Raw genomic sequence first — 24,969 nt, forward strand, 5'->3', positions numbered from 1 at the left:
ATATGGCGACTACAAAAGAATTGAGTGTTGAAGACAAGTTAAGAGCAATTTATGATTTACAATTAATTGACTCAAGAATTGACGAAATCAGAAATGTTAGAGGTGAATTGCCTTTAGAAGTGGAAGATTTAGAAGATGAAGTAGCTGGGCTAAAATCTCGTTCAGAGAAATTGAAAGCGGATTTGGATGTGATCGAAGAGCAAATCAAAGCAAAGAAAAATGCTATTGATGAGCACAAAGAATCAATCAAAAAATATACAAAACAACAGGAAACTGTTCGTAACAATAGAGAATTCAACTCTTTGACTAAAGAGGTTGAGTTTCAAGAGCTAGAAATCCAATTGGCTGAAAAGCAAATCAAGGAAATGAAAGCTTCTATTGAATACAAAAAACAAATCATTGCCACTTCTACTGAAAAATTAGAGCAAAAGCAATCACATTTGGATCACAAAAAATCTGAATTGGATGCAATCATGGCCGAAACAGCAAAAGAAGAAGCGTTCTTGATCGAAAAATCAGCAGAGTATGAAGGCCAAATCGAAGAGCGTTTGCTGGCAGCCTATAAAAGAATCAGAGGAAGTGTAAGAAACGGCTTGGCAGTTGTATCCATCGAAAGAGGTGCTTCAGCAGGATCTTTCTTTACAATTCCACCACAAACACAAGTGGAAATCGCTTCAAGAAAAAAAATCATCACAGATGAGCACTCAGGAAGAATCCTTGTAGACAGCTCACTTGCAGAGGAAGAAAGAGAAAAAATGGAAAATTTATTCTCTAGTATCTAAAAATCACAACCACGTCAAAAGCGTGGTTTTTTTATGAAAAAAATCAAATACTTCATTCTGACCAAATTCATTGGATTGTACATCAACTCGCTGAGTTATGTCAACCCTAAAAAGGCGTCCTTGCTTGCCTATCGGCTGTTCAGCGAGCCCCGCATTGGCAGGCTAAAGAAGGAAGATTTGCCATTGGCGTTGCAGGATGCCAAAACGGAAACCATTTTTCATAACGAACAGCATTTTGAAACCTATTTCTGGCAAGGAAATGAAAACGTAATTCTACTCATTCACGGTTGGGAAAGCAATGCTTCTCGTTGGGAAAAGCTGTTGCCTTATCTCAAAAAAACGGGCAGTACCATCGTTGCCATCGACGCTCCTGCCCACGGACTTTCTGCCGGTAAAGAATTCAACGTAACCACTTATGCCTCCTTTATCGATGTTGCCGTTCAGAAATTCCAGCCCAATTTCCTGATCGGGCATTCACTTGGCGGTGCCACTTGTGTCTATTATCAGCATAAATACCAGAACAAAAATTTGAAAAAGATGGTCCTTCTTGGAGCGCCTTCTGATTTAAAAACACTCATCGGAAACTACAAGAATCTTTTGAGTCTCAACTCAAAAATGGAGCAATTGCTTGAAAATCATTTTATCGAAAAATTCAATTTCAAATTCGACGATTTCTCCGCTCAGATTTTTGGAAAAAACTTAAACGTTGAAGGCATAATCGCGCACGATATCGACGACACCATCGTAGCATTCTCCGAAGGAAAAAAAATTGCCGGCTCTTGGAAAAACGCTACTTTCATCGAAACCAAAGGACTCGGACACAGCATGCACGACGACGAATTGTATGAAAAAATCATACACTTTTTAGTAGGAGCATAATCGCTTGGGCATTTTTGGAGTCATCTTCCGGCTGTCCGTTCCAATCTTTTCTTTTTTTAAAGAAAAAAAAGAAAAGGATTTCCACTACTATCCGGGCTAGATGAAAATCCATTTTCCCTAAATAATCATTTCAAAGAAATAAATCATACTTTTGCAATATGGAAGAAAATTTGAAACGCTTGAATAAATTCATCGGGGAAACCGGTTTCTGTTCGCGCCGTGAAGCCGACACCTACATCGAGCAAGGCCGTGTAACCATCAATGGCATCGTTCCCGAACTCGGTACAAAAGTTGGTCCGACCGACGAAGTTCGCATCGACGGAAAACTCATCCGTGAAAACAACCGAAAACCCGTTTATTTAGCGTTCAACAAACCAGTCGGGATTGAATGTACGACCAATCAGGAAGTACACGACAACATTGTCGATTACATCAATTATCCCGAAAGAATTTTTCCTATTGGCCGTCTGGACAAAGCCAGTGAAGGCTTGATTTTCATGACCAATGACGGCGATATCGTCAACAAGATTCTTCGTGCGAGAAACAACCACGAAAAGGAATACACTGTTACCGTAAACCGACCTATTACTGATCGTTTCATAGAAAGAATGGGAAATGGCGTTCCGATTTTGGATACCGTTACCCGAAAATGCAAGGTAGAACAAATCAGTAAATACACTTTTAAAATCATTCTTACACAAGGACTTAACCGTCAAATTCGAAGAATGTGTGAATATCTGGGCTACGATGTTACGGCGCTGAAAAGAATCCGCATCATCAACATTTTATTGGATTTGCCTGTTGGAAGATACCGCGATCTGACCGATGCCGAAATCAAGGAATTAAATCAATTGATCGAGCCTTCGAGTAAAACCGAAGAAGCAAGCTTGCCAAAAGGAAGATTTGAATCAAGAGTTAGAAGTCAAGAACCTAGAGAACAGCGAATTCAACAATCAAGAAGTAGAAGCCAGGAAACCAGAGCCACACGACCAAATCAGGATTCTACACCGAAAAGCAGAATTATTCTGGGGAAATCTGCCCGATTGGAATCTGAAAATAAGAACGAGAATACTCTGAAACCTTCCGAAACAAGCTCGGGACGGAAAATACAGTTCATCAAGAAAGACGATCCGAATTATAAGAAAAAAGGAGATTATTAGTTTAGGCTATAATTTTCTTATCAAATTTACGTTTTCATAAGTACTAAAACCCCTACCTTATGAAACTAAAAAACATTCTTATCCTTGCAGTTTGCTTCATAATCGCCATTATCTGTCTGGGATATGTTGGTATCCGTTCGTTTACAAAAAACATTTACAACAGTCAAAATTGCGAATGGGCCAACATCGACAATATTGAAATGCGTTCTATGGTCGATGTTCCAAAAATTGAAAGTAGCGAATGTAATTATGACACTCTTAGCAAAACAAAAAAAGTACTTTTTGTTGTCGACAAAGAACTGAATACTGAAGATTATATTGCTAAAAACAAGCTTCAAAAACTTGTATCGCCCGAAAGTTTGTCTTCTTTCAATTTGAAACCTGAAGAAATAACTCCCGAAACTTTTTACATCAGAGAAAAAACAACTGAATGGGAATCGTATAAAATAGTACTCGATTCCAAGTCGCGAAAACTTTGGATTGAGTTGAAATATTTGGATTGAAAAAAAGCCTTAAACGAAAGTTTAAGGCTTTTCTCATTTATTTCTTTGCTTCTCTTCTTTGTTCTCTTGCCAGAAGCGTATTTTTCAATAACATCGCAATTGTCATCGGACCAACTCCTCCAGGAACCGGTGTTATAAAAGAAGCTTTCTTGCTTACATTCACAAAATCTACATCTCCTGTAATAACATATCCTTTTTCAGAATTTTCATCCGCAACGCGTGTGATTCCTACGTCAATAACCACTGCATCGTCCTTAATCATTTCTGCTTTCAGATAATTTGGAACTCCAAGAGCTGTAATGATAATATCCGCTTGGGTTGTGATTTGCGCTATATTTTTGGTATAACTGTGTGTCAGCGTAACGGTTGAGTTTCCAGGAAAGCCTTTACGCCCCATCAAGATGCTCATCGGTCGCCCAACGATGTGGCTTCTTCCAATTACCACGGTATGCTTCCCTTTTGTTTCAACACCGTAACGCTCCAGCAATTCTAGGATTCCAAAAGGTGTAGCCGGAATAAAAGTCGTCATGTCCAACGCCATCTTACCGAAATTCTCTGGATGAAAACCATCCACATCCTTGCTTGGATCAATCGCCATCAATACCTTTTGGGTATCAATTTGATCAGGCAATGGAAGCTGTACGATAAAACCATCAATGTTATCGTCCTCGTTAAGTTGTTTGATTTTTTTCAGAAGTTCAGTTTCCGAAGTTGTACTTGGCATTTTTACCAAAGTCGATTCAAAACCTACTCTTTCGCAGGCTTTTACCTTGCTTCCAACGTAAGTTAAACTCGCTCCATCGTTACCTACGATGACTGCGGCAAGGTGTGGTACTTTCTCACCATTTTTTTTCATCAAGTCCACCTCGGCAGTGATTTCGAGCTTGATGTCTTCGGATGTTTTTTTTCCGTCTAGTAGTTGCATTTTAGTTGTGGGTTTAGGTTGGGTTCAGGATTTTGTCATCTAAAATTTTGGGGTTTAAAGTTCCTGAACCCAGAACCTTAAACCCCAAAATATTTTATCGCATTCCTTTCATTCCACCCATCATCTTCATCAGGTTTTTTCCGCCCGGACCTTGCATCATCTTCATCATTTTGCTCATCTGGTCGAACTGTTTCATCAGTTGGTTTACCTGCTCTAGTTTTGTTCCGGAACCTTTTGCAATTCTGGTTTTTCTTTTCATATCAATGATTGCTGGCTTTGATCTTTCGCTTGGAGTCATCGAATGGATAATGGCTTCAATGTGCTTGAAGGCATCGTCTTCAATTTCAACATCTTTCATTGCCTTTGAAGCACCTGGTATCATTCCAACCAAATCCTTCATATTTCCCATTTTCTTTACTTGCTGTATCTGGGTTAGGAAATCGTCAAAACCGAATTCGTTCTTGGCGATCTTCTTTTGTAATTTTCTTGCTTCTTCTTCGTCAAATTGCTCTTGGGCTCTTTCTACCAAAGACACAACGTCTCCCATTCCGAGAATACGTTCGGCCATACGAGAAGGATAGAAAACATCAATTGCTTCCATTTTCTCACCCGTACCGATAAACTTGATAGGCTTGTTTACAACCGATTTGATTGAAATTGCAGCTCCACCACGTGTATCACCGTCTAATTTGGTAAGGATCACACCATCAAAGTTCAATCTGTCGTTGAAGGCTTTTGCTGTATTTACTGCGTCTTGACCTGTCATAGAATCTACTACGAAAAGTGTTTCCTGTGGTTGGATTGCTTTGTGAACGTTTGCAATTTCGTTCATCATCTCCTCATCAACTGCCAAACGACCAGCCGTATCGACGATTACGACATTGAAACCGTTTGCTTTTGCATATTTGATTGCATTCAGCGAAATTTCAACTGGGTTTTTATTTTCTGGTTCAGAATATACTTCCACACCAACTTGATCTCCCACTACGTGCAACTGGTTGATTGCCGCTGGACGATAGATATCACAAGCTACCAAAAGTGGTTTTTTGTTCTTTTTTGTTTTAAGGTAATTGGCCAATTTTCCTGAGAAGGTTGTTTTTCCAGAACCTTGCAAACCCGACATCAAAATGATGGATGGATTCCCTGAAAGGTTAACTCCCGCAACATCGCCCCCCATTAATTCTGTTAGTTCGTCTTTTACCAACTTAACCAACAATTGCCCCGGTTGAAGCGTCGTCAATACATCCTGACCGATTGCTTTTTCTTTTACTTTGGTCGTAAAATCCTTTGCAATCTTGAAGTTAACGTCGGCATCTAGCAATGCGCGGCGAACTTCTTTCAGGGTTTCGGCTACGTTTACTTCGGTAATCTTACCGTGACCTTTTAATATATGGAACGCTTTGTCGAGCTTGTCGCTTAAATTATCGAACATAATGGATGTGTCTTTTATTGAGGTGCAAATATAAGAGAAACGCAGTAAGTTTCAAAGGCTCAAAGGCTCAAAGTTTTGCAGTTGTTTTTATTGGCAACGGTTGTCTTTTTAGCCCCGATTGGAGCGGAAAACCCGGAAACCAGAAAGCTAATTTTTCCTGCCAGAAAAGAGCGACCAAAGGAAGCTCCTTTTGTGACTTGGAAAAATAGCTTTCTGGGTGAGGATTTGGAGTGGAAAGCGGGATTGGCTTCATAAAAAAACCAGCCTCGAGAGACTGGTTTTCTTAATTAACAAAAACTATATATAAAGAACTATTATGAAGATTAATTCTTGAATACTATATCGATGAATGGAACTCGATATAAATCTGCATCGCCGCTGCCGCCGTTTCCGTAGAATCTTGATTCGAGGATTTGAATCTGACCTGTTTCGAAAGTACCTGCTTCGATAGGCAAGAATGGCGGTTGTGGACCTTGATTTTGAGAACGCTCTAGTATGGTTCCTATTCCGGTTCCTTGTCCTGCCTGCACGATTCTTCTAATAGTGTAAACTGTATTTGGCACCAATACCAGCTCTCCTCCGAAGATAGAATTGACGGTAATGTATTCTACATGGTCTGAAGAGAAAGTATGCTGTTCTGAAAGTACCAAATCACCTGTTTGGTTTTCAATTTCTATGGTATAATTTACTGGTGTAGATGATACTTCGCCTTTGTAACCTATACTGCAAACTGCTCTATAGGCATCGTTTACGATGAATTTGTATTCGTGAATCAGCGCGTCCATGGTAATGATTTCTTCTACATTATCCAATCCTTTGATACTATCATAAGCAGTTTTGAATAAGTAATTTCCTTGTTCGCATCCCGGAGGTGCTATAGTAGAACAATCTTCAATGGCTTGAGTGATTACAGCCCATAATTCGTCGTTGTCATTAGTTGTAATGGTTTCGCCATCTTGATTTATAACCGTCATCGGATAATTGATGCCATAATAGTCTTCTGGTCCAAGTGTGTCAAGAAAAGACCATACTTCTGCATCGCTATTGAATGTCAGGTTATCAGCTACTTGGAATTCACTGTCATAGGTAAAAAGATTTAACGGATAGACAATCGTCAAGCATGCTACGGGTTGCTGCTCTACCGGAACCGGGATTCCATCGCATTCGTGTGCTTTTACATAAAATTCAGATTCTGAACCGATGACAATCTCGCTGTTGTCAGGATATATTGCTGTTATTGGGAAGACAAAATCAACGGTGTTATATTGGCTTGGATACTGTATAAAAGTAGCTGTTACGGCAGCAAAATCTTCCTCTGATGTTATCAAGATTGGCTGGTTATTTACCAATACTTCTACTGGAAGTTTTACTTTGAAACAATCTGTACTATCAATGATATTATCCGATGATGGATTGCTCATGGAAACTCTTTTCAACAAATTTGTCAGAGGTGTTTCGTTTCCTAATGTTTCTGTGCTAGGATTAATCAATTCATTCTCTTCATTTTGGCATGAAGCAAAAAGCAATGATATAATTCCTGCTAATAAGAACAACTGTATATTTTTGGTTATTTTCATAAGTTTTAAAATTTTAGCGGTTTGGTATTAAAACAGACGGTGGTTAAAAAACCCTACCGAGAAAATATTCTTTTTTCAATTAAAAACTATATTTGGATTCTGTTAAAAAAAATCATTTTATAAAAGTAGGGTTTTTATCCTTTTGGCTGTTATCCACACGTAAATGTGTATGTAATTAATGAAAGAAACAAAGAAAATAGGTGTTTGTGAAGAAAGGATTTTTTCCAGTTTCTTTCAATCTAACGTAAAAGCTTTACGCAATTATCTGTTGTACAAATACGGCGATGAGGAACAAGCAAACGATGTTGCCCAAGAAGCTTTTATTAAATTATGGGAAAACTGCTCCGAAGTTCCTCTAGATAAAGCAAAATCGTTTGTCTATAAGGTTGCCAATAATTTGACGCTGAATAAAATTGCTCACCAAAAAGTAAAAGTGACTTTTGCCAAAAATGAAAGTCCTTTACATCACACCAATGAAAGCCCCGAATTTATTTTAGAACAGGATGAGTTTAAGGTAAAATTGGAAAGGGCCATTCAAAATCTTACCGAAGCACAGCGAACCGCTTTCCTACTCAACCGAATTGACGGAAAAAAATACAGTGAGATTGCCGAAATACTAGACATCAGTGTGAAGGCGGTCGAAAAAAGAATCAGTGGAGCCTTGGTAGCACTTAGAACTGAAATAGGAAACATAAAGTAGGGTTTTTCAAATCCAGATTGTTATATATAATCAAAGAATAAAAAAAATGGAAGAGCAACACGATTTAGCCAAATGGCTGGCCGGAGAAATGACACAGAATGAATTGGAAGCTTTTGAAAGTTCACCAGAATTTGAGACCTATAAAAAGATAAAGGAACTTTCTGCCCAAATGGAAGTTGCTGATTTTGATACTGAAAAGATGTATCAGAATGTAATACAGCAGGAAAAAGCAAAACCAGTTATCAAGCTTCAAAGCCGATGGTTTTCTAGGATTGCGGCCGTTTTGGTTATGGCGCTGGGGATTGCATTTTTGGCCAGACCCTACATTCCAACTACAGAATATGCTTCGGTTGGAGAAAAAAATACTTTTTTACTTCCTGATAATTCTGAAATTGTCTTAAATTCGGATTCTGAAATCAATTACAAAAAGTGGAATTGGAGCAACGAAAGAAGCCTTGAACTAAAAGGTGAAGCCTTCTTTAAAGTTGCTAAAGGAGAAAAATTCACTGTTCATACGGATTTGGGAGATGTAATGGTTGTTGGAACGCAATTTAATATTAAGGCAAGAAACAACAATTTTGAGGTAGAATGCTACGAAGGAAAGGTAAAGGTTAGCTTTAACAAGAAATCGGTGTTTCTTACCAAAGGAGAAAATATTGTTGTACAAAACGACTTGAAGATTGAAGCTTATCCTCTGATTGATGTGCAACCTTCTTGGCTTGGAAGTGAAGTGAAATTCAACAACAATTCTTTCGCAGAAGTGCTGGAAGAATTGGAAAGGCAATACGATATTACCATTGAAAGTTCGGCAAATGTGCATGAATCGTTTACTGGAACACTGCCCCTAAAAAACCTAGATGCCGCTTTGCAAATCATCTGCAAGACGTATCATCTGAAATATGAAAAAATAGCAACTCAAAAGATTATCTTGACAGAAGAATGATCCTAAAAACTCAGAAGCTATTATGTCTGTTTTTGATTATTTTTAGCATTTCTGGAAGCGTTTATTCTCAACAAGAAAAAGGGATACAACCTTTAAAGGAAATCCTAAAAGCAATTTCAAAGCAACATAATGTTCAGTTTAATTACATCGAAGAGGAGGTTTCAGTTATCAAATTGAAACCTCCAGTTCGTACTTTGGCGTTGACTGAAAAGCTGGAGTATCTGGAAGCGAAAACTACTTTGGAGTTTGAAATCATCAATACAAAGTACATCGCTGTTTCTTCTAAAAAAGTTTCTGTTGCGGCAATACCTCAGCCTAATGACACCATACTTCCTATTGATTTGAGCGAAATCAAGATTGAGCGTTATTTAACTACGGGAATGTCGAAAAACATCGACGGTACTTTTACGGTTAATCCGAAGAAGTTTGGAATCCTTCCGGGGCTTATAGAACCGGATGCTTTGCAGACCATGCAACAGATTCCGGGGATATATAGCGCAGACCAGACGATTTCTAACATCAATGTTCGGAGCGGAACGCATGATCAGAATCTGTTTTTGTGGAATGGTATCCGGATGTTTCAAACGGGACATTTTTTTGGGTTGATCTCGGCCTTTAATCCTTCGCTTGCGCAAAAAATCAATATCTCCAAGAATGGAAGTTCGGCGTTTTATGGCGAAAGCATTTCGAGTGTGATTGATATCTCCTCTGTATTTGACGGGATTGAAAATTCTAATTATGGGGTGAGTTCTAACCTAATCAGTGCCGAATTTAATGCGAAGGTAAAGACTTCGAAGAAGTCGAGCTTTCAGATTTCGGGGAGGCGATCTTTTACTGACCTGGCATCTTCGCCTACTTATGATAGTTATTTTGACAGGGTTTTTCAAAATACGATGATTAAGGACCTCAGCACGAACCAAAACATCAATTATAAGACGGACGAGAAGTTTTACTTTTATGATTTCACGGCGCAATACCAGCAAAAAATTGGCTACAGGACGGAACTTATCGTGGATGCCATAGGGATCAATAATGCCTTAAAGATTACGCAGAGCGACGATTCCCGCTCTCGAAAAAGTGATCTTGAACAGCAAAATTTTGGCGGAAGCCTTACCCTGAAAACGAAATGGACGGAAAGAATGCATACGAAAGTGAGCGGATATGCCTCTTATTATAATCTTGATGCGACTAATGAGGCGATAGAGAACGACCAGGTGTTATCGCAACAAAACAGGGTGTTTGATTATGGATGGAGGCTAGAGAACAAGCATATCCTGAGTGAGAACCTGACCTTTAACAACGGATATCAGTATAACGAGATTGGGGTTACAAGCAGAGAGCTAGTGAACAATCCTCAGTTTGGGCGGAAGGTGAAGGAGGTTTTGCGAATGCATGCTTTGGTTTTGGAAACCGAATATAAGAATAACGACGGCAATCTTTTTTTGAAGGCAGGCTTGCGCAACAACTATATTGAGGATTTTTCGCGCTTTATTATCGAACCGCGGTTGCAGTTTAATTTTTCTCTGAGCAAGAAACTCAATATTGAGGTGCTGGGCGAGCAGAAAAGCCAGGTGACTTCGCAGATTATTGACATGCAGCAGGATTTTTTGGGGATTGAAAAAAGACGCTGGACGCTGGCAAACGACGAGAATATTCCGATTCAGAGAAGCAGGCAGGTATCCTTAGGGTTTAGCTACAAGGACAGGAACTGGCTGGTCACGGTGGACAATTATTATAAAAAAGTAAAGGGTATCTATAGTCCGAGTCAGGCTTTCCAGAACCAGTTGGAATTTATGCGCATTAATGGGGACTACTCTGTCATAGGATCGGAGGTTTTGGTGCAACGGAACTTGAAGCATTTCTATACTTGGCTGAGTTATGGGCTGTCGAACAGTGAATATACTTTTAGCGAGACGCTGCCACAGGAATTTGCGAATAATTTCCAGATTGTTCACACTGTTTCGTGGGCAGGGATCTATGAGTGGAAGAATTTGAAGGTGGCACTTGGATCGAAATGGCATTCGGGCAGGCCGGAAACGTCGCCTTCTACGAGCAATCTGGATTTTAGTATTCCGTCGCGTCCACAGATCATCTACAGCAGTCCGAACAACAGGAATATGAGTGATTTTTTTGAAGTGAACCTTTCGGCAAATTACAGCTGGGTACTTTCTCCTAAATCGAGCCTGCAGTTTGGGGTTTCTGTCCTGAATATCCTGAACAGAACGAACATCGTGAACCGGTATTATAGGGTGAATGCTACGAACGAATCTATCGAGAGTGTGAATACGGTTGCACTGAGGAGGACTCCAAACTTGAGTGTGAGGTATGCTTTTTAGTTCACCAGGAAATAAATGTTGTGTTTAAGTTTTTGAACAGGATTGACTTAAAGTTAATTTCATAGCACTAGAAAATTAATTTTAAAGGTAAAATCAAATGCTGTACTAATAATTTTTCGTTTTTTATACACTTTTCAATTTTAGCTTACCTAATTTGTTTTACTTTTGAATTATCAAGCCTCGGTTTGTGATAGTATGGATTTTAAAGAAAAACGATAAAAACAACATGTGGGAAAAAGTACAGCAAACCGTTAAGTACATTGAAGAGAAAACGAATTTTACGCCTGAATATGGTGTTATTTTAGGATCAGGGCTAGGGAGTTTTACAGATGATATAAAAATCGCTTATACATTGCCTTACGATGAAATTCCAAACTTTCCGGTTTCAACAGTCGAAGGCCATAAAGGAGCATTGGTTTTTGGAACCATTGGCGATAAAAATGTGGTGGCCATGCAAGGACGCTTTCATTTTTATGAAGGTTATGATATGAAGGAAGTTACATTCCCGGTTCGTGTGATGAAATATTTGGGTGTAGAAAAACTGATTGTTTCAAACGCTTCAGGTGGCGTAAATCCAAACTATGAAGTAGGTTCGATTGTGATTTTGAAAGATCAAATCAATATGTTGCCTGAACATCCCTTGAGAGGAAAAAACGATGAACGTTTCGGACCACGTTTTGTAAACATGAGCGAACCTTTTTCGAAAAAAATGATGCTTAAGGCAAAAGAAATCGCCAAAGATTTGAATATTGAAGTGCAAGATGGAATCTATCTTGGTCTTCAAGGTCCTACTTTTGAGACCTTGGCGGAATATAAGATGGTGAAAATTTTAGGTGCAGATTGTGTCGGAATGTCAACTGTTCCAGAAGTAATTGTGGCACGCCACATGGATTTGGAAACATTCGGAATCTCCGTAATTACCGATATGGGGAACGAGGAAAGTATAGAATCCATCACACATGCAGAAGTTCTAGAAGCAGCCAAGAATGCAGAACCACATGTCCGTAACCTAATCAAAGAATTGATTTTACAATATTAAAATTTAGACCATTAAAAAATTAAGACTTAATAAAACTTAATTTCTTAATGGTTTAATTTTTTGGTTTTTACTCATCCAGTTTCATGTTCCCTCTATCCTTATGATTGTCAGGATGTGAATTTGGATAACGATTAGAAGCAACATCAGAATTTCGGTCCTTGTTTTCAACCGTTTTCTCATTCTGAGCTTGGTTGTTGGTTCGAGCAGTACTGTTATCAGATGTATCCGAATCCTCCAAATTTTCATCCACATTCCGTGCTCTTTTTACTGAATCGGTATTGCCTTCTTTATCTTTTTCCACTTCAGGCTTCAAATCAGGCGTGTCTTTTGGCATATTCTGCCCACTAAATCCTTCGTTTACCTGTTGTTCGTTATTGGTTTTTTTACCACCTAAATCTTTATTTTCCATAGCATTGGTTTTTTTAAGGTTGATTGTTCTTATAATATTACGACTTCTTGGCCAAAGATGCCACTCAATTAACATTGCTTTAATTGTGAAACAAACTTATCTTTGCCAACAATCTCAAAAATGAAGCACCACCATTACATCCTCCACAAGCCTTACGGTTATCTGAGCCAGTTCATCTACGAACAGAAACGTAAGAAAAAAATGTTAGGAGAATTATACGCTTTCGCGGAAGGCACGATGGCAATTGGTCGCCTCGATGAAGATTCCGAAGGACTGTTGCTCCTAACGACCGACGGAAGAGTGAGTGAGAAGGTACGAAGCAAACAGGTGGACAAGGAATATTATGTTCAAGTCGATGGCATCATTACCGACGAAGCCATTCAGCAGATGAAAGAAGGAGTAGAGATTGGTTTCGAGGGACAAAAATACATCACATTACCTTGTGAAGCTTCAAAAATCGAAGTGCCGAACTTCGCTCCACGTTCCAAAAAAATTAGAGACGAACGCCACGGTCCTACAAGCTGGGCTTCCATCACCGTCAACGAAGGAAAATTTCGCCAAGTCAGAAAAATGACCGCTTCGGTAGGATTTCCAACTCTAAGATTGGTAAGAGTCAGAATCGGAAATGTGCATCTAGCCGATTTAAAATCAGGCGAAGTAGTAGAAGTATCCGATTTTTCAATATAAATAACTCATAACTCATAACTCATAACTCATAACTCATAACTTCTATGTTAAACATCGTTTTAGTAGAACCAGAAATACCAAACAACACCGGAAACATAGGCCGTTTATGTGTAGGAACCGGAAACAGATTGCACCTTATTCATCCGTTCGGATTTCAAATCACTGATAAAAACTTGAAACGTTCAGGACTTGATTATTGGGTGCATTTGGATTGGAAAGAATACCAAAATGTTGCCGAGTGGATTTCTGTAATACCTGATACATCACGTGTTTTCTTGTTCAGTTCCCATGCTGAAAAGTCGTACTTGAAAGAAGAATTCAAAGAAGGAGATTGGCTGGTTTTTGGAAAAGAAAGTGTTGGCTTGAGCCAAGAAGTTTTGGATATGTTTGCAAATCATCTTACGATTCCAATTTCACCTTTGGTAAGAAGCTACAACCTTGCCAATTCGGTTGCTTTTGCAATTGGCGAAGCGAAAAGACAACTTTCAATTTAAAAAATTGGTATATTTGAGAGAACCTTCATTCTTTCAATTATATGACCGATAAAACCCAACTCAGAAGTTCCATATTCAAACACCTTGACGGGTTGGCTGTTGCTCCTGTTGCAATCGCTTTAAAAAATAAAGGTGTTTTAGATTTTATCTTAGATAAAAAACAGGTACAATTAGCTGAAATCACGGCTACTTTTAAAGCCAATGAAGGTTATTTGAATGTAGGTTTAAGAATCTTGGCCTCACAAGGTTTTTTGGAATATGATGTAAATAATGCCACCCAAGAAATCACCATTTCAGTCAATGAAAAAACAGAAATCGCTTTTTCATTGTTTCATTTGTATGAAGATGTGGTGGAATTGCTTCAGTTCTCCACCCAATTTCATCCGCGTCTTTTTGAAGATGCTCCGTTTGAAAAGCTCAACGCTATTTTCGAAAAATACAAGAAGAATTACGGTATCACATTCTCAGAAGATGCCTTGACGAATACCATCCAAAATCAAATTTTAAAGCATATTGAAGGCTATCTAATCGGACCAACGATTGTACGTTTGGCCATGAACGGGATGTTCCACAAATATTTTATGGAAACATCTTTCAAGCCCGAAGAGTTTCATAAATCACCCGAAAATTTTAAAAAGATACTCGATTTCTTTGTACATCTGGGCTGGTTCTTGGAGAAAAATGGCAATTATCAATTTACAGAAACCGGTTTGTTTTATGCGAAAAGAGCAAGTGCTTATGGTGTAACGGTGTCCTATTTGCCAACCTTTGCAAGAATCGAAGAATTGATTTTTGGCGATCCAGCCGTTTTGAGAATGGTAGCCGATGGCGAAAATGAAATCCACGTTGATCGAGAAATGAATGTTTGGGGAAGCGGTGGTGCCCACGATACTTATTTTAAAGTGGTGGATGAAATCATTGTCAAGCTTTTCAACTTGCCAATAGAAGAGCAGCCGAAAGGTATCTTGGATATGGGCTGTGGAAACGGCGCTTTCCTGCAACATATTTTTGAAGTAATCGACAGGCAGACCTTAAGAGGAAAAATGCTCGACGAGCATCCATTATTTCTAGTTGGAGCCGATTATAACCAGACCGCTTTGAAAGTGACAAGAGCCAATTTAATCAAGGCTGATATCTGGGCAAAAGTGATCTGGGGCGATATTGGTCGACCTGACGTACTTTCGGATGATTTAAAAGAAAATTATAATATTGATTTGAAAGATTTATTGAATGTGCGAACCTTTCTTGATCATAACCGAATTTGGGAGGATCCGAAAGACATCAATAAAGAAAGAATCAGCAAGTCAACCGGAGCTTTTGCTTTCAGGGGAAAAAGAATCAGCAATAATTTAGTTGAAGACAATCTGCTCGAACATTTGCAGAAATGGTCGCCCTACGTTCGAAAATTCGGTTTGCTTTTGATTGAATTGCATACGATAAATCCGAAACTTACCGCCTCCAATTTAGGTAGAACGGCCGCAACAGCTTATGATGCCACGCACGGTTTTTCCGACCAGTATATTGTAGAGATTGATGTGTTCAACAGTGTTGCATCAGAAGCGGGATTATTTCCTGACCCAACCATTTTTAGAAGATTTCCAGATGCTGATACCGCAACCGTAAGCATTAATTTATTAAAAGGAAACGATTAGCGTTGCACATAACTCACAAAAGAGCTCATTAGTTTATTGACTGTAATTTCAAGGGAAGGCTTTATTTCTTCAAAGCCTTCTCTTATTTTTCCTTCAGGTGTGAAATAATCGGCGATGGTTGATTTTATTAGCTTATCGTCGGTATAGATTTCTTTAACTATAAGCTTCAAAGTGTAATTTACATCCCCAAATTCAACTGCTAAGGTGTATTTTACATCGAAAGTATAGCGTTCGCCCAAGCTGTAATATTGGAAAGCACCTTTTCTCAAGGCATCTATTTTCAAAGAATTTGTTGTAACCTCATAAACATCAGCACCATTTTTATTGTAGGATAAAGCCCAACTTTTAGAAGCATCTATCAGATTTTCAAGCGGAATGTTTGGTTTTGCAACTGTCACGGTTGGAAATCCATTTTGCGTCAGTTCAATTTTTTCTTGGGAAAAAGCAAAACAGCAGTAAAAACAGCAGAGTAAAGGTAGTAACTTTTTCATTTTTTAGAATTTTGTTACTATAAAGATAGACGATATGAAGTTGAAATTAGAGGTCTTTAAAGATAAATTTAGCTTTTTCGATATCGAATTTTATGTTTTCATCTTGAAACAAATCATCAAAAGCATGATTCTGAATTAAAGTTTTTGGTTCTTCTTGAATCACTTTTTCGGGTGTCATCAATATGATTTCGTCACTTAATTGAATTGCCAAATCGATGTCGTGGGTCGAAAAAAGGATGCACTTTTGTGTTTCGCTGGTTAGTTTCTTCAACAACTTAAAAAGAGAAACCTTATGCAACAAATCAAGATGAGTAGTGGGCTCGTCTAAAATAATCAAAGGCGTATCTTGTGCCAAAGCTCGTGCAATCAACACTTTTTGCAACTGTCCGTCACTGATTTCGTAATGTTTTTTATTGGTCAAATGACGGATTTGCGTCAGGTCAATGGCTTCGTTTATTTTAAGTTTATCTTCATCAGCAAGAGTTCCAATCCAATTGGTATAAGGTTGTCTTCCTAATGCGACCAATTCAAAAACGGTAAGGTTGCTTGGCGGAAGACTTTCGGTTAAAACCAAACTCAACTGTTGTGCCAATTGTAACGAAGTATAATCGGCTATTTTTTTATCATTCAAAAAAACATCGCCAGAAATTGGTTTTTGAATTCCTGTAATCGTTCTTAAAAGTGTTGATTTTCCGATTCCGTTGGCACCAATAAGGGAGATTAATTTTCCTTTTTTTAAAGAAAAAGAAATGTTTTCGGCAACAACCTTATGCTTTTTTTTATGGCTGTAGCCAATAGAAATATTCTCTGCCTGTAAGATGATTTTATTTTCCATTAGGCTGTCATTTTACGTTTTCCTACCAACAACCAAATCACAACCGGAGCGCCAATTATTGAGGTGATAGCATTAATCGGCAAGATAATATCCGTCCCCGGAACCTGCGAAACAATATCACAAACCAGCATAATAATCGCTCCAAAAAGCAAAGTTCCCCAAAATAAAACCCGATGACTACTGGTTTGGAAAACCAATTTAGCAATATGCGGAACCGCCAATCCTATAAAAGCAATCGGTCCGGCAAAAGCAGTGATGCTTCCTGCGAGAATACTTGTAGCAAATATGATAGTTAATCGTGCCTTCTTAAAATTCAATCCCAAGGTTTTCGCATAGTTTTCACCCAACAGCAAAGCATCAAGCGATTTGATACTGACCAAGCTCAAAAATAATCCAATGAGAACAGAAATGGCAAGAATTACTATCGATGACCAAGATAAATTTCCAAGATTTCCCAAAGACCAGAACGTAAATTTCTGCAATTGTTCGGCTGTACTGAAATACGTCAAGACACCCACAAAAGCGCTGGTGAAACTACCGAACATCATCCCAACAATCAGTATCGACATGGTATTTCTCAACCGTTGCGAAACCACCAAAACCGCAGATAAAACCATGAAACTTCCCAACCATGAGGCAATGATAATTCCGTAAGAAGAAGTAACAACTGAGCTAAACATTGAAGGTAGGAGCGAAGCGCCTAAAATGACAAAGGCAACTCCAAGACTCGAACCCGAACTCAGCCCTAAAACATAAGGTCCCGCCAATGGATTTCGGAACAAGGTCTGCATCAATAATCCACTTATCGATAATCCCATTCCAACCAAAATGGCGGTAATTGCTTTTGGCAATCGGAAATTTACAATAATATATTGCCAGGTTTCTTTAGAAGCTTCTTGTCCCGTCAAGCTTTTGAAGACTTCCTGCAACGGAATTGAAACCTGTCCCAAACCAATATCCATTAAAAACAACACCAACATCAAGAATGTCAATGAAGCAAATAAGAAGATATTTTTAGATTTCAACATTTATAAGTTTAATTTAAAACTTTGAGCCTTTGTGCCTTCGTGGCAAATTACTTCAATTTTTCAAAGAAAAAAGACTTGTAATTCGGCAGTAATTCAGGATGTAAAGTTTTTACAATGTCTTTTAAAACAATATCCGGACGATTGGGTGCCAATTCATAATATAAAATCCCGCCAGTCTTCCCTTTTTTGCCACTGAAAGCATAGACGTTTTTATTTTTAAACGCTTTGAATTGGCTGTAATGCGTATTGGCATCTGTCATTTCCTTTAAAGAAGAAAATTGTCCTGAAGTAATCCAGAAATCAGCGTCTTTTGCTTTTTCCAAAACTGTTTCGAAAGACAACGATAAACTTCCTGTTCCTTCGGAATCGCTCCATAAATAATTCCCTCCAGCTTGTGCCAATAACAAACTTCCCCAGCTTCCGCCTTTCGGCAAATACCAAGTTCCTTCAAACATATCACCTGCTAGAATCGTTGGTTTTGAAGTCGCTTTTTTAGCTAGTGCCAATGTCGTGTTGTATTCCTTTTCAATATCCGAAAAAATCTGGTCGGCTTTTTCATCCAAATCATATAAGTAACCAAAAAACTTAATCCATTCTGCTTTTCCAAGTGGTGTTTGCTCGTTCCAATCGCCGTTCAGCATTATCTTGAGTCCGCTTTTTTCCAGATTATCCAAAGTTGGGTTTTTATTATCGATTCCGTAACCGATGAAAACATCTGGAGCAACATCAATGATCACTTCGGTATTCAAGGTTTGGTTGTTACCAAGTTCTTTCACTTTTCCAGCATCAATCAAAGCTCTTACTTTTTCTGAAGAGATATAATCCAAATTGGGAAAACCCACCAAAGTGTTCTCGACTTCAAGCATTTCCAAAGAAGGAATGTGAGTGGTAGAAGTTACCACGATACTTTTTATCGGAACTTGAATAGTAGTAAATTGGCTAAGGCTATCCGGCACAATCGCACCTTTTTCCTTTAAGATATAGGTATAATCCTTGCTTGCATTTGGCCAAGGATTTGAAACTTTTACGATGCTGTAATCACCGTATTCAAAAATTGCCAAGCCCGAAGCATATTTGATTTCGTTTTTGATATCAGCGTGAATAACTCCGGCTTGATCCGGTTCTTTCTTACATCCGACAACGAAAATCAATAAAGCAAAAAGGACTATTTTGGAAGAGAATGAATGCATAAAAATGTTTTTGTTGAGGTTGACAAAGGTAAAAGTAAACGCGGTTTTTTTGAAGAATTATCAAAAATATTTAAAAATCCGATTGTTAAGCCTATATTTGCACCCGAATTAAGGTTGTGATTTTCATTTTCATAAATCACATTAAAAGGGAATTTGGTTCAAGACCAAAGCTGTTCCCGCAACTGTAAGCTACAAAGCTTGTTGTTACTACAAAACCACTGTTATGCATTAAGAACGGGAAGGTAAACAACAAGACGCAAGCCAGGAGACCTGCCTTTTTTCTTAACGAATATCGAATCTTCGGGAAAAAAGATTCTGGAATTATGACTTTTAGAAAGCTCGTTTTATTTTTAATTTCCTTCGTATGCCAATTTGCTTTGGCACAGAACGACAGTATTCAGTATTTACAAGAAGTCAAAGTTTCTGATACGAAGCTGAAAAATTTCTCGAACACACAGTCCGTTCAAGTTTTGACGGATTCCATCATCAATAAAAATCAATCGTCCTTAACTTCTCTGCTGAACTGCAACACCGTCATTTATTTCAAGGAAAACGGACTTGGGATGGTTTCGTCGCCATCGTTTAGAGGGACAACTGCCCAACAAACAGCAGTGATTTGGAACGGCATCAACATCAATTCGCAACTTCTGGGTCAGAGCGATTTCAATACTTTGACGACACGGGATTTCAAGGACATTACAGTTCGAGCGGGTGGAGGCAGTGTCATTTATGGAAGCAGTGCTATCGGTGGAAGCATTCATTTGAACAATGAACTGGATTTTACCAATAAATTTGAAAACAACCTTCGGGTCAATTATGGCAGTTTCAATATCTATGGTGTTAACTATAAGATAAACCTGTCTGATGAGAAGTTCAGTTTTCAAGCCAGCATCAGCAGGAATGCATCCGATAATGACTATGAATATGTTGATTCTGATTGGAAAAATCTAAACGGACAATACTACAACACCAGCCTTAATACCACTTTCGGCTACAAAATCAATAATAACAATTACCTGAAATTCTACAGTCAGTTTTTTGATAGTGAGCGTCACTTTTCGGTAATCTTCCCATCAGAGGTAAAAACAAAATACCGCGATTTCAACACCCGAAACATGCTCGAGTGGAGCAGTTTCTTCGGAAGATTCACCTCAAAAGTAAAAATGGCGGCCTTGAGCGAAAAATACAAGTATTTTGCCAACATCGCGTCCGATTCGCACACTTTTGGGGAAGTGAAAACCTATGTCGGGAAATATGATTTGGCTTTTGATGTAAACAATGACATAAAGCTCAATACAGTTTTGGATTATACCCGAAACGATGGAAATGGCTCGGGTATCAGATCTGAAAAAAGAGACATTGCTTCGGCGAGTTTGCTTTTAAAGCACAAACTGATGGAAAAATTAATTTACGAAGCCAGCATCCGTAAGGAGCTTACCGACAATTATAAGAGTCCGTTACTGTTTTCGGCAGGAGCGAGTTATGCATTTGCAGATTTCTATACCTTGAAGATAAATGGTTCGAAAAATTTCAGGATTCCGAGCTTCAATGATTTGTATTGGCAACCCGGAGGCAATGAAAATTTAAAGCCTGAGTCGTCTTATCAGGCAGAAGTTGGTAATGATTTCCATTTCAAAAACTTCCGTTTCACGCTTACAGGTTATGTGATTGATATTGACGATATGCTGCGTTGGGTTCCTACTGGCGATTTTTGGTCACCTGTAAATACTGATAAGGTCAAGACTTACGGTGCGGAAGCCATATTGAATTGGAGCAAAAGTTTCGGCAAGCACCAATTTGCCTTAAACGGAACTTATGCCTATACCGTTTCGGAAAATCAGGAAACGAAAAAACAACTGATTTATGTTCCCTATCACAAGGCAACTTCTTCCTTGGCCTACAGCTACAGGAAGTTTTCGGCCGATTATCAGTTTCTATACAACGGAGAAGTTTTCACCCGATCCGATAATAATTCACGGTACAACCTCGATGCCTATTTTGTAAGCAATGCTTCGGTTGGCTATGATTTCGGACAAAAAAACACCTATCAATTGGGCTTTCAGGTCCTCAATCTTTTTAATGAAAAATATGCCAGTGTAGAAAGTCGTTTTCTGCCTGGACGGAATTTTAATGTATATCTAACTCTCAAATTTTAATAATTATGAAAAAGCTGACTAGAATTTTTTTATTGGTTGCTGCAACTTCTTTCTTTGTTGCATGTAGCGACGATGATAATGGCAACAACGATACTCCACTAGGTGTATACGACAATGGAGTTTTTGTGTTGAATGAAGGAATCAGTGGACCTGCTACAGCATCGGTTACTTTTATCAGTGATGCAGGTTTGGTCGAGCAAAACGTTTTTACAAATGTAAATCCATCTTCGCCGATGACAGGAAGCTACCTTCAATCGATGTTTTTTGATGATACCAGAGCGTTTATCATTTCTGGTCAGGCCAATAAAATAACCGTAGTAAACCGTTATACGTTTGAATTTATTGCTTCTATTGATACCAATTTTGAAAATCCAAGATACGGAGCCGTTATCAATGGTAAGGCCTATGTTACCAATTATGCAGATTATGCAGTTGGTACTGATGATTTCTTGACGGTAATTGATCTTTCGGACTATTCCACTTCAAAAGTTGCGCTAAACAATTGGTCGGAGAAAGTAATCGAAGAAAACGGAAAACTCTACATCGCAAACGGTTACTACGGAAGCGGAACATCCATCACAGTTTTCAATCCAGCAAATAATTCCTTAGGTACGCCTATCGAACTTGGATTTAGTCCTAATTCTCTTGAAGAAGAAGACGGAATCCTTTACGTAATCGGTGGTGGTAAATTAGCAAAAATCAACCTGTCAAACAATCAAGTTATAGGAACGGCAATTGCTTTCCCTGAAGACCAAGCTGGTGCTAAAAACCTAACAATCGAAGACGATAAAATCTACTATACGGTCGGGACTAATGTTTATGTGATGAACATTAACGCTACAACGGCTCCAACGGCTAAATTATTCTCTTACGAGTCAACTTCAGTGTGGGCGGCGATGTATGGTTTTGCTGTAAACGATAACAAAATTTATGTAGCCGACGGCGGTAATTTGACTTCGGATAGCGCTATCTATGTGTATTCTCTAACAGGTACATTGCTTGATACTTACGCAGCGGGTATCGGTGCAAACGGTTTCTACTTCAACGACTAATTTCCAAACGAATATTAAAATAACCCTAAAAATGATTAAAAATTACCGGTTCTTTTCTACGCTTTTACTAAGCCTTTTGCTTCTATTTGTTGGCTTTTCTGCCCTTGCACAACAAGAATATGTAAACGGCATTTTTGTGCTCAACGAAATGGGAAGCGGCGGCACTGCCACTGTTTCATTCCTTCCAAACGAAGGAACAATCCAGCATGACATCTTCGCAACAGCAAATCCATCGGCTGATGGTTTGGGAGGTACGGGACAAAGCATGTCTTTCTTTGGAGACAATGCCTACATCATCCTGAATACGTCAAACCGTTTGAGAGTAGTAAACAAAACTACTTTCGAATTGGTACATACGTTGGATAATGGACTTGAAAACCCTAGATACATGGCTTTCGCCAATGGAAAAGCATACATCACTTGTTGGGGAGATGGTATGGTTGCAACAGATGATTATGTAGCAGTTTTGAATTTAGAAACCTACGAAATCGAAACAACCATCAGCTTGGCAGAAGGAGTAGAGCGAATCCTAGAAATAAACGGTAAATTATATGTAGCCCACAAAGGAGGATTTGGATACGGTAACCAAGTTTCGGTTATCAACCCAGCTACAAATACTTTGGAAACTACTATTCCTGTAGGCGATGTGCCAAACACCATGGTGGTCGACGACGGTTTTTTATATGTGCTGTGCGAAGGTAATCCAGGATGGGTCAGTGCAGAAACTTTTGGAGCATTGTCAAAAATAGACCTTGCTACCAATACCGTTGCCAGCACGCTTGACTTTCCAGATCTTCATCCAAGCAATTTAAAATTGGATAACGAAAATTTCTATTATTCAGTTTTTGAAAATGTATATAAAATGCCAGTAACCGCAACAGAGTTGCCTGCAGCACCAATTATCACTTTGCCTGCCGAGCAACCTTACGGAATGTATGGCCTGGACATCATAGACGGGAAGATTTATGCGGTCGATTCAGCCATGTTTATAGACGTTTCAACCGTTTATATATATGATTTGAATGGAGAAGCACTATCTAATTTTGTGGCCCAGACGGCTGTAAATGGATTCTACAAAGCCGTGGAGGTAGATCTAGGCATAGACGATAACCAAAAACTGGAAGTAGCGCTGTATCCAAACCCTACGGCAAACATCTTCTACATCAGTACAAACGAAAAGGCGATTGTCAAAATGTATGATCTTGCAGGAAGATTGGTGCTTACCCAAAACGACGCAACAAGCGGTGTCAACGTGAGCAGCCTAACGAGCGGTGTATATATGGTGCAAACCCAAATAGGAAACACTCTGAACGTACAGAAGCTAATTGTAAAGTAAGCATGAAACTTTCCCAAATCCTAACGGCAATCTTCATCGGCCTTTCGGCGAATGCACAAACCTACCCGCCCGCCGACGGAACAGCAGGTACGACTGCCATCCATAAGGACAGTCCGCTCTATGTGGCCTGGGCAACGGGCATCACGGTCGAAAGGGGCTTTATCAGCATCACAAACCCAAACCTGACAGCAAGCGGAAGCAACAAGGCCACTTTTGGCCTGCCTTCCGATGCTATCGGTTATCCAGATGGAAATGTAGTGAGCCTTGGCGATGCAGGCCATGCAATTCTCACTTTTGCAAGCCCAATCTACGATGGCGAAGGATTTGATTTTGCAGTTTTCGAAAACGGAGGCATTGCTTTCCTCGAATTGGCAGTGGTCGAAGCAAGTTCGGATGGAATCCATTTCTTTCGATTTCCAGCTCACAGCCTCACGCAAACAACTACTCAAATTGGTACATTCGAAACACCCGTTGCCACCAACCTTAACAACATTGCAGGCAAGTATAGCGGAAATTTCGGAACACCGTTCGACATCAGCGAACTCGAGGACAATGCCTTGTTGGATAAAACCAGCATCACCCACATAAAAGTCATTGATGTAGTAGGTTCCATCGATCCAGATTATGCAACATTCGATGCTTTTGGCAATGCCATTAATGAAGCCCACCCGACGCCTTTCAACTCTTGCGGATTCGATTTGCAAGCCGTTGGAGTCATCAACCAAGCAACATTAGGTCGTGATGATTTTCCTAAGAATACAATCAAAATCTATCCAAATCCCACAAAAGATTTTTTTACGATCAAGTCGGATGAGCCTACAAAAATGACCATCTACGACATTTCTGGAAGAATAGTATTGGAGCAACACGCAGGTCCAAACCAGCAGGTCAATGTTTCAAGTCTAACTCCCGGAGTTTATATAGTGGAAGTGGTATTGGCCGCTCAAGGCGAAAAAAACGCACAGCAGCTGATTATAAATTAAAGATATTCAATCATCAATCAAAGAAAGCTTCCAATAACTTGGAAGCTTTTCTTGTTTTATAAGGACATCAAATCATCAACTTCCGCAATCTTATCCTATACGCAGTATAAATATGATAGATTTCTATACGAATAGGAATGCAAAGGTTATATTGTGCATTGTTCCAAACGTAACTTACATTTTTGCTTGCGCAAGATGCATTGTCCCAAACGCAACTTGCATTGTTGCTTGCGCAAGATACATTGTCCCAAACGCAACTTGCATTGTTGCTTGCGCAAGATACATTGTCCCAAACGCAACTTACATTGTTGCTTGCGCAAGATACATTGTCCCAAACGCAACTTGCATTGTTGCTTGCGCAAGATACATTGTCCCAAACG

At 39.1% G+C, this 24,969-nt stretch carries 25 protein-coding genes and 1 riboswitch; of the genes, 16 read left to right on the plus strand and 9 right to left on the minus strand.

Features of this window, described 5'->3' with window-relative positions; genetic code table 11:
* The first annotated feature begins 2 nt into the window (after nucleotides 1–2).
* The 4 genes from ACI6PS_RS13560 to ACI6PS_RS13575 all read left to right on the plus strand — a co-directional run bounded on the left by ACI6PS_RS13560 (nucleotide 3) and on the right by ACI6PS_RS13575 (nucleotide 3,324).
* Complete coding sequence (locus tag ACI6PS_RS13560; protein WP_421013107.1) at nucleotides 3–782, plus strand: zinc ribbon domain-containing protein; 780 nt, start codon at nucleotides 3–5, stop codon at nucleotides 780–782.
* A 33-nt stretch (nucleotides 783–815) separates the two neighbouring features.
* Nucleotides 816–1,661 (plus strand): alpha/beta hydrolase, encoded by an 846-nt coding sequence (locus ACI6PS_RS13565; RefSeq protein WP_421013108.1) that lies wholly within the window; start codon nucleotides 816–818, stop codon nucleotides 1,659–1,661.
* 158 nt (nucleotides 1,662–1,819) lie between these two features.
* On the plus strand, nucleotides 1,820–2,821 hold the full coding sequence (gene rluF, locus ACI6PS_RS13570) for a 23S rRNA pseudouridine(2604) synthase RluF (RefSeq protein WP_421013109.1): 1,002 nt from the start codon (nucleotides 1,820–1,822) through the stop codon (nucleotides 2,819–2,821).
* 59 nt (nucleotides 2,822–2,880) lie between these two features.
* A complete protein-coding gene (locus tag ACI6PS_RS13575) occupies nucleotides 2,881–3,324 on the plus strand; it encodes a hypothetical protein (protein ID WP_421013110.1) in 444 nt (147 codons plus the stop codon).
* A gap of 37 nt (nucleotides 3,325–3,361) precedes the next feature.
* Here ACI6PS_RS13575 and ACI6PS_RS13580 read toward each other — a convergent pair whose 3' ends face one another.
* Both ACI6PS_RS13580 and ffh read right to left on the minus strand, forming a co-directional pair.
* On the minus strand, nucleotides 3,362–4,249 hold the full coding sequence (locus tag ACI6PS_RS13580) for a bifunctional 5,10-methylenetetrahydrofolate dehydrogenase/5,10-methenyltetrahydrofolate cyclohydrolase (RefSeq protein ID WP_421013111.1): 888 nt from the start codon (nucleotides 4,247–4,249) through the stop codon (nucleotides 3,362–3,364).
* Nucleotides 4,250–4,343: 94 nt separating this feature from the next.
* Nucleotides 4,344–5,681, minus strand: coding sequence for a signal recognition particle protein (gene ffh / locus ACI6PS_RS13585; protein WP_421013112.1), 1,338 nt, complete (start codon nucleotides 5,679–5,681; stop codon nucleotides 4,344–4,346).
* A 75-nt stretch (nucleotides 5,682–5,756) separates the two neighbouring features.
* On the opposite strand from ffh, the gene ACI6PS_RS13590 reads away from it, so the two are divergent.
* The gene (locus ACI6PS_RS13590) at nucleotides 5,757–5,936 is read left to right on the plus strand and encodes a hypothetical protein (protein WP_421013113.1); all 180 of its coding nucleotides are present in this window, start codon (nucleotides 5,757–5,759) and stop codon (nucleotides 5,934–5,936) included.
* A 68-nt stretch (nucleotides 5,937–6,004) separates the two neighbouring features.
* Here the strand turns inward: ACI6PS_RS13590 and ACI6PS_RS13595 are convergent, their stop codons facing one another.
* Nucleotides 6,005–7,258: a hypothetical protein gene (locus ACI6PS_RS13595; RefSeq protein ID WP_421013114.1), complete on the minus strand. Its 1,254-nt coding sequence runs from the start codon at nucleotides 7,256–7,258 to the stop codon at nucleotides 6,005–6,007.
* Nucleotides 7,259–7,436: 178 nt separating this feature from the next.
* Between ACI6PS_RS13595 and ACI6PS_RS13600 the strand changes: the two genes are divergently transcribed.
* From ACI6PS_RS13600 to ACI6PS_RS13615, 4 genes are all read left to right on the plus strand, one after another.
* Nucleotides 7,437–7,958 (plus strand): RNA polymerase sigma factor, encoded by a 522-nt coding sequence (locus tag ACI6PS_RS13600; protein WP_421013115.1) that lies wholly within the window; start codon nucleotides 7,437–7,439, stop codon nucleotides 7,956–7,958.
* A gap of 46 nt (nucleotides 7,959–8,004) precedes the next feature.
* Nucleotides 8,005–8,901 (plus strand): FecR family protein, encoded by an 897-nt coding sequence (locus ACI6PS_RS13605; protein WP_421013116.1) that lies wholly within the window; start codon nucleotides 8,005–8,007, stop codon nucleotides 8,899–8,901.
* Nucleotides 8,898–11,237 (plus strand): TonB-dependent receptor plug domain-containing protein, encoded by a 2,340-nt coding sequence (locus ACI6PS_RS13610; protein ID WP_421013117.1) that lies wholly within the window; start codon nucleotides 8,898–8,900, stop codon nucleotides 11,235–11,237. The genes ACI6PS_RS13605 and ACI6PS_RS13610 overlap by 4 nt, the downstream gene beginning before the upstream one ends.
* A gap of 226 nt (nucleotides 11,238–11,463) precedes the next feature.
* Nucleotides 11,464–12,276 carry a purine-nucleoside phosphorylase gene (locus ACI6PS_RS13615; RefSeq protein WP_421013118.1) on the plus strand — a complete coding sequence of 271 codons (813 nt, stop codon included), beginning with the start codon at nucleotides 11,464–11,466 and terminating at the stop codon, nucleotides 12,274–12,276.
* A gap of 67 nt (nucleotides 12,277–12,343) precedes the next feature.
* Here ACI6PS_RS13615 and ACI6PS_RS13620 read toward each other — a convergent pair whose 3' ends face one another.
* Nucleotides 12,344–12,685, minus strand: coding sequence for a hypothetical protein (locus ACI6PS_RS13620; protein ID WP_421013119.1), 342 nt, complete (start codon nucleotides 12,683–12,685; stop codon nucleotides 12,344–12,346).
* Between the two features lie 120 nt (nucleotides 12,686–12,805).
* On the opposite strand from ACI6PS_RS13620, the gene ACI6PS_RS13625 reads away from it, so the two are divergent.
* Genes ACI6PS_RS13625 through ACI6PS_RS13635 form a run of 3 tightly spaced genes read left to right on the plus strand, consistent with a single transcriptional unit; the run spans nucleotide 12,806 to nucleotide 15,518 of the window.
* Complete coding sequence (locus ACI6PS_RS13625; protein ID WP_421013120.1) at nucleotides 12,806–13,372, plus strand: pseudouridine synthase; 567 nt, start codon at nucleotides 12,806–12,808, stop codon at nucleotides 13,370–13,372.
* Nucleotides 13,373–13,416: 44 nt separating this feature from the next.
* Complete coding sequence (locus tag ACI6PS_RS13630) at nucleotides 13,417–13,866, plus strand: tRNA (cytidine(34)-2'-O)-methyltransferase (RefSeq protein WP_421013121.1); 450 nt, start codon at nucleotides 13,417–13,419, stop codon at nucleotides 13,864–13,866.
* Between the two features lie 41 nt (nucleotides 13,867–13,907).
* A complete protein-coding gene (locus tag ACI6PS_RS13635) occupies nucleotides 13,908–15,518 on the plus strand; it encodes a class I SAM-dependent methyltransferase (protein WP_421013122.1) in 1,611 nt (536 codons plus the stop codon).
* Here ACI6PS_RS13635 and ACI6PS_RS13640 read toward each other — a convergent pair.
* The 4 genes from ACI6PS_RS13640 to ACI6PS_RS13655 are packed head-to-tail and all read right to left on the minus strand — an operon-like array spanning nucleotide 15,515 to nucleotide 19,062.
* Entirely contained in the window at nucleotides 15,515–16,009 is a 495-nt protein-coding gene (locus tag ACI6PS_RS13640; RefSeq protein WP_421013123.1) for a hypothetical protein, read from the minus strand. The genes ACI6PS_RS13635 and ACI6PS_RS13640 overlap by 4 nt on opposite strands.
* A 46-nt stretch (nucleotides 16,010–16,055) precedes the next feature.
* Nucleotides 16,056–16,844, minus strand: a complete 789-nt coding sequence (locus tag ACI6PS_RS13645) for an ABC transporter ATP-binding protein (RefSeq protein WP_421013124.1) — start codon at nucleotides 16,842–16,844, stop codon at nucleotides 16,056–16,058.
* Complete coding sequence (locus ACI6PS_RS13650) at nucleotides 16,844–17,872, minus strand: iron chelate uptake ABC transporter family permease subunit (protein ID WP_421013125.1); 1,029 nt, start codon at nucleotides 17,870–17,872, stop codon at nucleotides 16,844–16,846. Before ACI6PS_RS13650 ends, ACI6PS_RS13645 begins: the two co-directional genes overlap by 1 nt.
* Before the next feature lie 47 nt (nucleotides 17,873–17,919).
* Nucleotides 17,920–19,062, minus strand: a complete 1,143-nt coding sequence (locus tag ACI6PS_RS13655; protein ID WP_421013126.1) for an ABC transporter substrate-binding protein — start codon at nucleotides 19,060–19,062, stop codon at nucleotides 17,920–17,922.
* Nucleotides 19,063–19,156: 94 nt separating this feature from the next.
* A riboswitch (cobalamin riboswitch) is annotated at nucleotides 19,157–19,355 on the plus strand.
* Between the two features lie 30 nt (nucleotides 19,356–19,385).
* Here ACI6PS_RS13655 and ACI6PS_RS13660 point away from each other — a divergent pair.
* Genes ACI6PS_RS13660 through ACI6PS_RS13675 form a run of 4 tightly spaced genes read left to right on the plus strand, consistent with a single transcriptional unit; the run spans nucleotide 19,386 to nucleotide 24,589 of the window.
* Nucleotides 19,386–21,218 (plus strand): TonB-dependent receptor plug domain-containing protein, encoded by a 1,833-nt coding sequence (locus ACI6PS_RS13660; protein ID WP_421013127.1) that lies wholly within the window; start codon nucleotides 19,386–19,388, stop codon nucleotides 21,216–21,218.
* Nucleotides 21,219–21,223: 5 nt separating this feature from the next.
* The gene (locus ACI6PS_RS13665; RefSeq protein WP_421013128.1) at nucleotides 21,224–22,270 is read left to right on the plus strand and encodes a DUF5074 domain-containing protein; all 1,047 of its coding nucleotides are present in this window, start codon (nucleotides 21,224–21,226) and stop codon (nucleotides 22,268–22,270) included.
* Between the two features lie 31 nt (nucleotides 22,271–22,301).
* Nucleotides 22,302–23,606, plus strand: a complete 1,305-nt coding sequence (locus tag ACI6PS_RS13670; protein ID WP_421013129.1) for a DUF5074 domain-containing protein — start codon at nucleotides 22,302–22,304, stop codon at nucleotides 23,604–23,606.
* A 2-nt stretch (nucleotides 23,607–23,608) separates the two neighbouring features.
* A complete protein-coding gene (locus tag ACI6PS_RS13675) occupies nucleotides 23,609–24,589 on the plus strand; it encodes a T9SS type A sorting domain-containing protein (RefSeq protein ID WP_421013130.1) in 981 nt (326 codons plus the stop codon).
* A 67-nt stretch (nucleotides 24,590–24,656) separates the two neighbouring features.
* On the opposite strand, the gene ACI6PS_RS13680 is transcribed toward ACI6PS_RS13675, so the two are convergent.
* Nucleotides 24,657–24,969: hypothetical protein (locus ACI6PS_RS13680; RefSeq protein WP_421013131.1), on the minus strand; the 313-nt coding region annotated here is incomplete at its 5' end.

Origin of the sequence: Flavobacterium sp. PLA-1-15, assembly GCF_049060005.1 — a bacterium.
Lineage (GTDB): Bacteria > Bacteroidota > Bacteroidia > Flavobacteriales > Flavobacteriaceae > Flavobacterium.

Bases quoted from the DNA above. Each gene is read 5' to 3' on its own strand.
- ACI6PS_RS13650 (WP_421013125.1), bottom strand. From the start codon at position 17,872: ATGTTGAAATCTAAAAATATCTTCTTATTTGCTTCATTGACATTCTTG.
- ACI6PS_RS13565 (WP_421013108.1), top strand. From the start codon at position 816: ATGAAAAAAATCAAATACTTCATTCTGACCAAATTCATTGGATTGTAC.
- ACI6PS_RS13655 (WP_421013126.1), bottom strand. From the start codon at position 19,062: ATGCATTCATTCTCTTCCAAAATAGTCCTTTTTGCTTTATTGATTTTC.
- ACI6PS_RS13595 (WP_421013114.1), bottom strand. From the start codon at position 7,258: ATGAAAATAACCAAAAATATACAGTTGTTCTTATTAGCAGGAATTATA.
- ACI6PS_RS13560 (WP_421013107.1), top strand. From the start codon at position 3: ATGGCGACTACAAAAGAATTGAGTGTTGAAGACAAGTTAAGAGCAATT.
- ACI6PS_RS13640 (WP_421013123.1), bottom strand. From the start codon at position 16,009: ATGAAAAAGTTACTACCTTTACTCTGCTGTTTTTACTGCTGTTTTGCT.
- ACI6PS_RS13660 (WP_421013127.1), top strand. From the start codon at position 19,386: ATGACTTTTAGAAAGCTCGTTTTATTTTTAATTTCCTTCGTATGCCAA.
- ACI6PS_RS13620 (WP_421013119.1), bottom strand. From the start codon at position 12,685: ATGGAAAATAAAGATTTAGGTGGTAAAAAAACCAATAACGAACAACAG.
- ACI6PS_RS13670 (WP_421013129.1), top strand. From the start codon at position 22,302: ATGATTAAAAATTACCGGTTCTTTTCTACGCTTTTACTAAGCCTTTTG.
- ACI6PS_RS13645 (WP_421013124.1), bottom strand. From the start codon at position 16,844: ATGGAAAATAAAATCATCTTACAGGCAGAGAATATTTCTATTGGCTAC.
- ACI6PS_RS13625 (WP_421013120.1), top strand. From the start codon at position 12,806: ATGAAGCACCACCATTACATCCTCCACAAGCCTTACGGTTATCTGAGC.
- ACI6PS_RS13675 (WP_421013130.1), top strand. From the start codon at position 23,609: ATGAAACTTTCCCAAATCCTAACGGCAATCTTCATCGGCCTTTCGGCG.
- ACI6PS_RS13600 (WP_421013115.1), top strand. From the start codon at position 7,437: ATGAAAGAAACAAAGAAAATAGGTGTTTGTGAAGAAAGGATTTTTTCC.
- ACI6PS_RS13610 (WP_421013117.1), top strand. From the start codon at position 8,898: ATGATCCTAAAAACTCAGAAGCTATTATGTCTGTTTTTGATTATTTTT.
- rluF (WP_421013109.1), top strand. From the start codon at position 1,820: ATGGAAGAAAATTTGAAACGCTTGAATAAATTCATCGGGGAAACCGGT.
- ffh (WP_421013112.1), bottom strand. From the start codon at position 5,681: ATGTTCGATAATTTAAGCGACAAGCTCGACAAAGCGTTCCATATATTA.
- ACI6PS_RS13615 (WP_421013118.1), top strand. From the start codon at position 11,464: ATGTGGGAAAAAGTACAGCAAACCGTTAAGTACATTGAAGAGAAAACG.
- ACI6PS_RS13575 (WP_421013110.1), top strand. From the start codon at position 2,881: ATGAAACTAAAAAACATTCTTATCCTTGCAGTTTGCTTCATAATCGCC.
- ACI6PS_RS13580 (WP_421013111.1), bottom strand. From the start codon at position 4,249: ATGCAACTACTAGACGGAAAAAAAACATCCGAAGACATCAAGCTCGAA.
- ACI6PS_RS13630 (WP_421013121.1), top strand. From the start codon at position 13,417: ATGTTAAACATCGTTTTAGTAGAACCAGAAATACCAAACAACACCGGA.
- ACI6PS_RS13665 (WP_421013128.1), top strand. From the start codon at position 21,224: ATGAAAAAGCTGACTAGAATTTTTTTATTGGTTGCTGCAACTTCTTTC.
- ACI6PS_RS13605 (WP_421013116.1), top strand. From the start codon at position 8,005: ATGGAAGAGCAACACGATTTAGCCAAATGGCTGGCCGGAGAAATGACA.
- ACI6PS_RS13635 (WP_421013122.1), top strand. From the start codon at position 13,908: ATGACCGATAAAACCCAACTCAGAAGTTCCATATTCAAACACCTTGAC.